General features: G+C 70.6%; 10 protein-coding genes. 3 read left to right on the top strand and 7 right to left on the bottom strand.

Annotated elements, in window-relative coordinates; all coding sequences use genetic code 11:
• Positions 1–109: 109 nt before the first annotated feature.
• The 7 genes from ACN6LB_RS26715 to ACN6LB_RS26685 form a co-directional block, all read right to left on the bottom strand.
• Complete coding sequence (locus ACN6LB_RS26715; RefSeq protein WP_445028134.1) at positions 110–1,777, bottom strand: dipeptide ABC transporter ATP-binding protein; 1,668 nt, start codon at positions 1,775–1,777, stop codon at positions 110–112.
• Entirely contained in the window at positions 1,774–2,772 is a 999-nt protein-coding gene (locus tag ACN6LB_RS26710) for an ABC transporter permease (protein WP_445028133.1), read from the bottom strand. The genes ACN6LB_RS26715 and ACN6LB_RS26710 overlap by 4 nt, the downstream gene beginning before the upstream one ends.
• Positions 2,769–3,806, bottom strand: coding sequence for an ABC transporter permease (locus tag ACN6LB_RS26705; RefSeq protein ID WP_445028132.1), 1,038 nt, complete (start codon positions 3,804–3,806; stop codon positions 2,769–2,771). Before ACN6LB_RS26705 ends, ACN6LB_RS26710 begins: the two co-directional genes overlap by 4 nt.
• A 4-nt stretch (positions 3,807–3,810) precedes the next feature.
• On the bottom strand, positions 3,811–5,529 hold the full coding sequence (locus ACN6LB_RS26700; RefSeq protein WP_445028131.1) for an ABC transporter substrate-binding protein: 1,719 nt from the start codon (positions 5,527–5,529) through the stop codon (positions 3,811–3,813).
• A 186-nt stretch (positions 5,530–5,715) separates the two neighbouring features.
• Positions 5,716–5,808, bottom strand: coding sequence for an Ms4533A family Cys-rich leader peptide (locus ACN6LB_RS26695; protein ID WP_356140564.1), 93 nt, complete (start codon positions 5,806–5,808; stop codon positions 5,716–5,718).
• A 56-nt stretch (positions 5,809–5,864) separates the two neighbouring features.
• Positions 5,865–7,184, bottom strand: coding sequence for a DUF3152 domain-containing protein (locus tag ACN6LB_RS26690; RefSeq protein ID WP_445028137.1), 1,320 nt, complete (start codon positions 7,182–7,184; stop codon positions 5,865–5,867).
• A 107-nt stretch (positions 7,185–7,291) separates the two neighbouring features.
• Positions 7,292–8,353, bottom strand: coding sequence for an alpha/beta fold hydrolase (locus tag ACN6LB_RS26685; protein ID WP_445028130.1), 1,062 nt, complete (start codon positions 8,351–8,353; stop codon positions 7,292–7,294).
• Positions 8,354–8,618: 265 nt separating this feature from the next.
• Between ACN6LB_RS26685 and ACN6LB_RS26680 the strand changes: the two genes are divergently transcribed.
• The 3 genes from ACN6LB_RS26680 (at position 8,619) to ACN6LB_RS26670 (ending at position 10,161) form a co-directional block, all read left to right on the top strand.
• Positions 8,619–8,834 carry a hypothetical protein gene (locus ACN6LB_RS26680; RefSeq protein WP_356140568.1) on the top strand — a complete coding sequence of 72 codons (216 nt, stop codon included), beginning with the start codon at positions 8,619–8,621 and terminating at the stop codon, positions 8,832–8,834.
• Positions 8,835–9,148: 314 nt separating this feature from the next.
• Positions 9,149–9,790, top strand: a complete 642-nt coding sequence (locus ACN6LB_RS26675; RefSeq protein WP_356140572.1) for a TetR/AcrR family transcriptional regulator — start codon at positions 9,149–9,151, stop codon at positions 9,788–9,790.
• 143 nt (positions 9,791–9,933) lie between these two features.
• Positions 9,934–10,161, top strand: a complete 228-nt coding sequence (locus tag ACN6LB_RS26670; RefSeq protein ID WP_356140575.1) for a DUF3107 domain-containing protein — start codon at positions 9,934–9,936, stop codon at positions 10,159–10,161.
• Positions 10,162–10,207: the final 46 nt, after the last annotated feature.

Below are 10,207 nucleotides of genomic sequence, written 5' to 3'. Positions count from 1 at the left end.
GTGGCGCGACGGACGGTTGTCCATCGCGCCACCAAAAGGGGTGAACGGTCGTAACTTTCCCGAGCGGTTCGCGTTCTGTCGCGCTAAGGGATCAAGCAGTTACGTTTCGTTAAGCTGCGGCCAGCTCTCGGCGGGCCGCCCGGCGCCGGGCGGCGACCGCCGGATCGAGGGCCGGTACGGCGGCCAGCAGCTGCTTCGTGTACGGGTCCCGTGGCGATTCGTACACCTCGTCGGCGGGCCCGTGTTCGACGATCCGGCCGCGCCGCATCACCGCGACCCGGTCGCTGACCTGGCGTACGACGGCGAGGTCGTGCGCCACGAAGACCAGGGCGAGCCCGAGTTCCCGCTGCAGCTCACCGAGCAGGGCGACCACTTGGGCCTGCGTGGTGACGTCGAGCGCGGAGACCGGCTCGTCGCAGACGATGACACGCGGATCGGCGGCGAGGGCCCGGGCGATGCCGACGCGCTGCCGCTGCCCGCCGCTGAACTCGTGCGGATAGCGGTCGTGGTGCGCGGGCTCCAGCCCCACCCGCTCCAGCAGCTCCCGTACCCGCGCCCGGATGCGCTCCTCGTCCCTCTCCCCCCGCGCGCGCAGCGGGTCGGCGATCGACTCGCCCACGCTGCGCCGCGGGTTGAGGGAGGAGACGGGGTCCTGGAAGACCATCTGCACGGCGGGGCTCACCCCGGACCGCTGGGCGCCCTCGTGGCGCACCGATCCGGCCGTGGGCTCCAGCAGCCCCACCAGCATCCGCCCCAGTGTCGTCTTGCCGCTGCCGCTCTCCCCCACGACGCCGAGGGTCTCCCCGCGCCGGATGGTGAGCGACACGTCGTCCACGGCCGCGAACCGCCGTTTCCCACGGCCGAATTCGCGCCGCAGACCGACCGCTTCGAGAACGACGTCGTTCGTGAGAGCCCCGTCCGTCACGCCCGGGCCCCCGGCCCGGCGCACGTCCACCCGCGGGACCGCCCCCAGCAGTTCCCGCGTGTACGTCTCCCGGGGCGCCCCCAGGACGTCGCCGACCGGCGCGTGCTCGACAGCGCGCCCGTGGCGCATGACGAGGACGTCGTCGACGCTCTCGGCGGCGACGCCCACGTCGTGCGTGACCAGCAGCAGTCCCATCCCGGTCTCCTCCCGCAGCGTGTGCAGGAGGTCGAGGATCTGGGCCTGGACGGTCACGTCCAGCGCGGTCGTCGGCTCGTCGGCGATGAGCAGGTCTGGCTCGCAGGCGAGCGCCATGGCGATCAGGGCGCGTTGGCGCATGCCGCCGCTGAACTCGTGGGGCCTGGCCCGTGCCTTGCGCACGGCGTCCGCGACGCCGACCCGGTCGAGTACGTCGGCGGCACGCGCGCGTGCCGCCCGCCGGGACGCCTTCGTGTGCACCCGGTACACCTCGGCGATCTGGTCGCCGACGGCGTAGTACGGGTCGAGGGACGACAGCGGGTCCTGGAAGACCATGGCGGCCCTCCCGCCGCGCAGGCGCCGCAGTTCGTTCTCGGACGCCTCCTGGACGTCGACGCCGGCGACCTTCACCGTGCCGCCGACGCGCGCCCCCGTCCCCCGGTGCAGCCCCAGGAGGGCCGAAGCCACCGTGGACTTGCCGGAGCCGGACTCGCCGACCAGGGCGAGGGCGGCGCCCTTCTCCAGCCGGAAGGAGAGGCCGTCGACGGCGCGCAGCGAACCGAACCCGACCGTGAGGTCGCTGACTTCCACAAGGCTTTCCACGAGACCACCCACAGGACTCTTCACGAGATTTTCCACGGGGCTGCCGGAACTCATGACAGCACCACCCGTCGGTCGGCCACCGCGTACAGGACGTCCGCGACGGCATTGGCCAGGACCACGAAGAAGCCGGTCACCAGGACCATGCCGACGACCACCGGCAGGTCGACGACGTTCACGGCGTGCACCAACTCCCGCCCGATGCCGGGCAGTCCGAAGAGCGATTCGGTGAGCACCGCGCCGCCGATCGCCGACCCGAAGTCGTTGGCGTTGAGGGCGATGACGGGGGCGAGGGCCCCGCGCAGTGCGTGCCGTCCGATGATGGCGCGCTCCCCGACGCCGTATGCGCGGAAGGTGCGCACATGGTCCTCGGCGAGGGTCTCCAGCATCGCGGAGCGGGTCAGGCGGGCGTACTTGGCGGACTCGATGAGGGCGAGCGACAGCCAGGGCAGCAGCAGGTTCCAGGCCCACTGCTCGGGGTCGTCGGAGAAGTCGACGTACTGCGGGAAGGGCAGCAGTTCCAACTGCCCGCAGACGACGATCATCAGTACCAGGCCGATGACGAACACGGGCGTGGCGAACCCGGCGAGGGTGACGCCGGTCAGCACGCGCTCGGTGAGGCGGCCGCGCCGCCAGGCGGAGAGCACACCGTTGCCGATGCCCAGGGCCAGCCACAGCACCATCGCGCCGATCACGAGCGAGAAGGTGACCGGCAGCTTCGTCAGGATCAGCTCGGTGACCTGCTGGTCGGACTGGTACGACCGGCCGAGGCAGGGCGCCGAGCAGTGCTGCACCGAGGTGCCGGTCGAGTAGTCGTGGCCGGCGAAAATGCCCTCAAGGAAGTGCCAGTAGCGCACGTACAGCGGGTCGTTCAGCTGGAGTTGCTCGGCGACCTGGTGCACCTGGGCGGGCGAGCAGCGCGGGCCGCAGGTGATCTGTGCGACGTTGCCGGGAGTGACGTAGAAGACGACGTAGATGATCACCGAGAGGGCGAACAGGGTGACGGCGGCGCCGAGGGCGCGGCGCAGTACGAACCCGCCGAAGCCGCTCATGCCTGGGCCCCCTTCTCGTGCGTGACCGTCCCACCGGCGTCCGCCTTGGCCTCGCCCCTGCGTCCCGTCCCGATGCGCAGCCGTGAGGCCGCGCGCGGGTCGAGGGCGGTGCGCACCCCGTCGCCCAGCACGGTCAGCGCGAGGACGGTCACGAACAGGAAGCCGGCGGGCAGCAGCAGGTACTGCGGTGCGGCTTGGTACCAGACGTCGGCGGCGGTGAGCATCTGCCCCCAGGACGGTGTAGGCGGTTTGACGCCGACGCCGAGGAAGGACAGGGCCGCCTCCACGGAGATGTTCTGCGGGACGAGGAGTGCGGAGTACGTGATGACGGGCGCCGCCAGGCCCGGCAGCAGCTCGCGGCGGGCGATCCGCCAGGAGCCCCAGCCGCTGAGGCGGGCCGCGGAGACGTAGTCGAGCTCCTTGAGGGTGAGCGTCTGGGCGCGCACCATCTTCGCCATCGTGCCCCAGCCGGAGACCAGGCCGACGACGAGCGCCACCAGGACGGGCCGCGGAAAACTCGTCGGGACGATCGAGAGCAGCGCGAGGGCCATGACCATCAGCGGCATGGCGACGAAGATGTCGGTGAGCCGGCTGAGCGCCAGGTCCACCCAGCGGTTACCGAGGCCGGAGGCGACGCCGACGAGGATGCCGAGGAGCACCTGCACCACGGTCGCCGCGAGCGCGACGCCGAGCGAGACCCGTGCCCCGTACACCAGCCGTGCGAACAGGTCGCGTCCGGTCTGGGGTTCGACGCCGAGCCAGTGGCTGCCGCTGATGCCACCGAGCGGTCCGGTCGGCACACCGCCGCGCGCGGAGTCGACGAGCCCCGGGTGGTAGGAGGTGGGGTCCTGGCCTTCGAGGGCGGTGAGCAGTGGTGCACCGAGGGCGATCAGGACGAGCAGTGCGACGACGGCCGCCGCGACGAGGGCGGCGCGCTGTGTGCGCAGCCGCCGCCAGAACTGACGGGCCCCCGAGGCCCCCGGGACGGGTATGTCCGTCCCGGGGGCCTGGGAGGCGACAAGTGCCTCGCTCACGGTGCTACTTCACCGCGACCTGGGAGATGTCCAGGACGCCGGTCCAGTCGCTGATCACGATGTTCTTGATGTCCTTGCCGTACAGGCGCTTGTAGACCGGGTGGAACAGCGGCACGGTCAGCGCCTGTTCGCCGATCTTCTTGTCCAGTGCACCCCAGCGCTTGGCGGCCTCGTCAAGATCGGTCAACTTGTTGATCGCGTCAATCTCGTCATTGACCGACTTGTCGTTGAGGAAGCCGGTGTTGAAGTTGGCGCCGTCCTTGACTATCTGCCGGCCGTCGAAGATCGGGGCGAGGAAGGGGCCGCCGGAGGGCCAGTCGGCTCCCCAGTGCGCGAGGAAGAGACCCGGCTCCGTCTTGACGCTGTGGATCTTGTCCTTGTAGTCGTTGATCTCCAGGCCCTGGAGCTTGACGGTGATGCCGGCCTTCTTGAGCGCGTCCTGGATCGCGGTCGCGATCTCCGGGCTGGTCTCGAAGTCCTTGTCGTTGGAGTGGGTGAGCGTGATGGTGAGCCCGTTCTTGTACCCGGCCTCCTTCAGCAGCTCCTTCGCCTTCGCCGCGTTGCCTGACGTGCCCGCCGGGAAGAGGTCGTACGGCGTGTAGCCGAAGGACTTCTGGTTCGGCAGGTACGTCGTCGCGGCCTCGGCGAGTGAGGAGCCGCCGGCCGCGTTGATCACGGAGGTGCGGTCGATGGCGTACGAGATCGCCTGGCGCACCTTCGGGTTGCTGAACGGCTTCACCTTCGGGTTGAAGGCGAGGTAGTTCGTGTAGCCGAAGTGGCCGGTGCCGACGCGGGAGGCGAGCTCCTTGTCGCCGGAGACCTTGGCGAGTTCGGCGGGGCCGAGGTTGGTGTCCGTGGTGACGGCGGCGGCGTCCGCGCCCTGGGACGCCGACAGCCGCTGGTTGATCACGGACGAGTCCAGACCCGACCGTACGTCGATCCTGTCCGGGTAGGCCTTGCGCTCGGCGTCGGTGGACGCGGACCAGTGGGTGTTGCGCTCCAGGGTGATCCGCTCGCCGTCGTTCTCGTTGCTGACGACCTTGTACGGGCCGGACGAGACGGGGTGCTCCTCGTACTTCGTACCGTTGTCCTTGGCCTTCGGCACGGGGGTGAACTGCGTCTGCGTGGCGAGGTAGGGGAACTCGCCCTCGGGCTTGTTCAGGTGGAAGACAAGGGTGCGGGCGTCCGGCGTCTCGATCGCGTCGAGACCCGTCTTGTCCTTGTACGGGCCCTGGTAGTCGGCCGCCCCGATCAGCCAGTCCCTCAAGTAGGGGGCACCGCCGGAGAGTTCGGCGGCGAAGGAGCGCTCGATGCCGTACTTGATGTCGGCCGAGGTGATCGCGGTGCCGTCCTCGTACTTGAGGCCCTTCTTCAGGGTGTACGTCCACACGGTCGCGTTCTTGCTCGGGCGGCCGGTGTCGGTGGCGAGGTCGGGGACGACCTCGGCGCCTGCGGCGCCGCTCGCGCGGTGGCGCGTGGTGAGCGTGCGGAAGACGAGGGACGGAACGTTTCCGCCGCCGGAGGTGTAGAGCCGGGCCGGATCGAAGTCGGTCTGCGGGTTCGCGTTGAGGACGGTGAGGGTGCCGCCCTTCTGCGGCTTGGAGTCGCCGCTGGAGCCCTTGGCATCGTTGTCCTCGGGCCCGCAGGCGGCCACGCCCGCTGCCACGACCAGGGTGACGGATGCCGCGGCCACGCGGCGGGCTGTGCGGGACGGTTGACGCATCGGAAGGACGACCTCTCGAATGTTGAGACGGATGGACGCGATGTGAGACGAACGCGAACAGACGTCCGCCTTGGCGCGAGGTCGTCGAAAACCGGGAAGAGGCCACAGCGGGAGGAGGCCACGAAAGGACGGGGCCACCGGGAAGGGTGCGGCGGGGATCGCGACGCGTGCGCCGAAAGGCGGACGTCAGCGACAGAGAATGTCGGCCACGCAGATCGCGGTCACGCCGATGAGCGCCAGCTCAATGGCGGCGCGTGCGGAGGCGTGGCGAGGCGACATGCGGAGAAATATGAACGAACTTTCGCCCCATGTCAACGTGAGCTGAGAGACGCCTGTCAACTCCCGGGATAGGGCCAGGCGTTGGCCCTGCAGTGGATCCCGTCGTGGTCGAGGAACTTCGTCTGCTGCTGCATGACGGGGGCGAGTTCGCCGTCCTTGTCGCAGCTCACATGGCCGTATCCGAGGCGGTGGCCGACCTCGTGGTTGATCAGCATCTGACGGTAGGCGTGAACTTGATCACCGTATGTCTTCGATCCCTGCGCCCACCGGTACGCGTTGATCATGACGCGTTCGGTGGAGGCGGAGTCGCAGGACACGTTGTCCTCGGTGGTGTCCAGGCCTGACTTGGCGCACCAGACGCCGGTGGTGCCCGGGCTCGCCAGTGTGATCACGAAGTCGGGCTTGCCGGAGGAGATCCGCTCGAAGGTACGGGCGCCGTTGTGGGCCCAGCTCCGGCTGTCGTTCAGCGTCTTCTGCACGGCCTCGGCGAACAGCGCGCCGTCGAGGCCGAGCCCCTGCTCGATGTCCACGCGGTAGGTGTACTTGCGCCCCTTGCCGGGCGCCTTGTCGAAGCCCGGGACGGCGTCGAACTTCCCCGACGCCTTGAGCTTGGCGCCGAGCGGGTACCTCTTGGCCATCTTCTGGTCGTACGTCAGCACCGCGGCCTGCGCCGTCCCGGACGGGGTCGGCCGACCGTCCCCGCGCGAGGCGGCGTCACGGGTGACCCGGTCGCCGCCGGCGGTGGACCGCGCCTGTGGGGTGGAGTCTTCATGGCCGCCGGTGACCTGCCCGGCGACGACGACGGCGAGCACGGTGGTGACGGCGGCGGCCGCGATGCCGGTGAACGCCCGGCCCTTGCCGCCCTTGTTCCTGCCGTCCCCCTCACCGTCGGCCTGCTCGTCGACACCGGGGCGCGGGGGCTCACCGGCCGCACCGCTCTCTTCGCTCGTCGGGTACCGGTCGGCGACGGGGCCGTAAGGATCCTGGTGGCGGACCGGGGTGCGGTGGGGCGCGAACACATCGTCGTCCACGTCGGCGTCGAAGGCATCGACGTACGCCTGCCGGGGAGCGGCGGCGCGCGGGCGGCCGCGGACGCCCGGGGCGCCGGGGCCACCGGGTCCGGGCCCGGGGCCAGGCCCTTGCCTCTGCCCGGGAATCCTCGGCGCCTGGTTCCCCAACTGGCCCCAGCCACCACCGACTTCACGCTGCTCTGGATGCCCACCACGCACCGGCGCGCCGTCGGCGGAGAAGCGCGGGACGCCATGCGCGGGCGTACCGTCCGGGAAACGGGGGAAGCCGTGTGCGGGCGTCCCGTCCGGGAGACGCGGAATGCCACGCGCGGGCGTACCGTCCGGGAAACGGGGTGCGCCCGGCATCGGGCGCGGCACGGAGGCCACCGGTATCTCGCCGGTGCTCTCCTTCTTGTAGGCCTTGTCGACCTTGTCGGCTCGCCCTCGGCGGCTGTGACGTCCCACTCGGCGTCTCAGCTCCCCGTGCCGGTGGCGCCGGCCTCGTCCGCGGCCACGGTGGAGGCGGCGGCCCCGACCCCGGTGGGCCCGACCGGGCCCTCCGTGTCGTCCGAGTCCCCCAACTGGCCGGTCTCGGCGAGAAGTTCACGGAAGGCGGTGGCCACCGTCTGCGGGTACTCCATCATCGCGACATGCCCCGCGTCCGGCAGCGTCAGCAGCCGGGAGTCGCGGAAGGCGCGGGCCGCGCGCTGGGCCATGCGGTAGGCGACGAGCTGGTCGCGACCGCCGTAGACGAGGAGCGTCGGCGCGAGCACCCGCTCCGCCTGGCGCCACAGCCCGTGCTGACCGCCCAGCGTGTACGCGTTCACGATGCCGCGCGAGGAGCGTGCCATCGCGTCCCAGAAATAGGGGAGGGCGAGCCGCCGCTCCATCTCCTCGACCGCGTTGCGAAAGCCCTCGGGGGTGACCATGCCGGGGTCGCCGTAGCAGAGCGCCGTCACTCCGCGGACGCGCTGCTCCGCCGTCCAGTCCCTGGTGAGCCGGGTGAACAGCCGTGCCACGCCGGGCAGCGCGAGCAGGGCGGTCGGCCACGCCGTGCGCTGCGCGCGGATCTCCGGCAGGGCGGGCGAGACCAGGGTGAGCGTGCGGACGAGGTCGGGCCGTACGGCCGCGACGCGCGTGGTGACGGCCCCGCCCAGCGAGTTCCCGAACAGGTGCACGGGTCCATGCCCGGCCGCGTCGAGATAGCGGATGACCGCGCGCGCGTGCCCGGTCACCGAGTAGTCGCCGTCGTCCGGCGGCGGCGAGTCCCCGAAACCGGGCAGGTCGAGGGCCTCGCTCTCCACGAGCCCGTCGAGCAGCGGCATCAGCGCCGACCAGTTCTGCGAGGAACCGCCGAGGCCGTGCACGTACAGGGCGGGCGGCAGTCCCTCGCGCGCCGCCGGTCTCGAGCGCACCGTCAGCGTGATCCCCGGCAGCCCCACGGACCGCAGCCGCTCCCCCTCCGCGACCTTGACGGCACTGACCTTCGGTGTGACAGGGGCGGCCAGCGCGGACGGCAGCTCGGTCGAAGACATGCGGGCAATGTTACGAGACGATCACGCACTGGTTCATGTGTTCGCCGTCACAGATACCGGGTATTCGGCGAGGACACCCCTGTCGTACGTGAGGACACCCACGACGCAAGCGGGGAACACCCGGACGTATCCGGCAGGGGCACCACAGACCGATCGCATAGCGCCCCGATCGGGTGTCTCCTAGGCTTCAGGACGAGGGCACCCAAACCCGTACAGGAGCGCACCCCGCACACAAGCGCGCTCGCACCGCTCGGGAAGAGGAACCATGGCAGTCGACCCGACAGACCCGGAGACCTTCGACGTGAAGGACCGGGATGCGCTGGACACGGAGGCCCCCGAGGCCGACGCGGCCGAACAGCAGGCGGACCTGACCCCGCACGACGACGACCCGCTGACCGGAGGCGACCCCGACAACGCCGACGAGGCGGACCGGGCGGAGCAGGCCAGGGTCGTCGAACTCAACGAGGACGAGTACCGCTGAGCGCCCTCCGACCGCCTCGGCGGGGTGAAAAACAGGGAAGAGACGAGGAAGAGAGACGACGGCGGACAGAAAAAGCGTGAGCGGGCCAGGCGAGCCGACGGGCGGCGAAGCCGCGCCCGAATGACGGAACGCCGCTGATCAGAGCGGTTTCCCCGGCACCGGGCCGCCCACCTCGCCCCCCTTCGGCACCCTCTGCGCCGTATCGCCGCCGTCCGGTCCGTGAAATTCTGCGCTCGCACCGCGCACACCAGGGTTACCGAAAAGTACGATGGCCGCGCGGCGCACACCGCATGTGGACAATTTTGGGAGGCGGCGTGACAGCCATCGAGCAGACAGAGGCGGCACGCCCGCGGGGCACTCGCCTGCCGCGCCGTGCCCGACGCAACCAGCTCCTCGGCGCCGCCCAGGAAGTATTCGTTGCGCAGGGATACCACTCGGCCGCGATGGACGACATCGCCGAACGCGCGGGCGTCAGCAAGCCGGTCCTGTACCAGCACTTCCCGGGCAAGCTCGACCTCTACCTCGCCCTGCTGGACCAGCACTGCGAGTCCCTGCTGCAGGCGGTACGCACGGCGCTCGCGTCCACCTCGGACAACTCGCTGCGCGTGCGGGCCACGATGGACGCCTACTTCGCGTACGTCGAGGACGACGGCGGCGCCTTCCGACTGGTCTTCGAGTCCGACCTGACGAACGAGCCGGCGGTGCGTGAGCGCGTCGACAAGGTCACGCACGAGTGCGCGGAGGCGATCTGCGACGTCATCGCGGAGGACACCGGCCTCTCGCGTGCCGAGTCCATGCTGCTGGCCTCGGGTCTGGGCGGGCTGGCCCAGGTGGTCGCCCGCTCCTGGCTGCACAGCGACCGCAGCGTGCCGCGCGACGAGGCGGTCCAGCTGCTGACGTCGCTGGCCTGGCGCGGCATCGCCGGGTTCCCGCTGCACGGCATCGACCACCACTGACCGCCTGACCGCTTCTTTGTTCCCGTCCGCTGTTCGCTCCTGGCGTTCTTGAGCGGAGCGTGCACATCCCCTCACAGGGCTAATGTGTGCTGCGTACGGCGCGGAGACACGCGCACATCACTGACCGTCGGAGGGACATAGCCGTGGAGGTCAAGATCGGCGTGCAGCACGCGCCCCGCGAGATCGTTCTGGAGAGCGGCCAGACCGCCGAGGAAGTCGAGCTCGCGGTGTCCGAGGCACTGTCCGGGAAGTCGCAGCTGCTGAGCCTCGTGGACGACCACGGCCGCAAGGTCCTGGTCCCTGCCGACCGTCTCGCGTATGTCGAGCTCGGCGAGCAGGCCCCCCGCAAGGTGGGCTTCGGCGCTCTGTAGTTCAGGCGACCCGGAAGGGGGGGGGGGGGGGGGGGGGGGGGGGGGG

The sequence above is a fragment of the Streptomyces sp. SAS_270 genome, from assembly GCF_052543295.1.
This window is presented reverse-complemented; position numbering and strand designations above follow the sequence as displayed.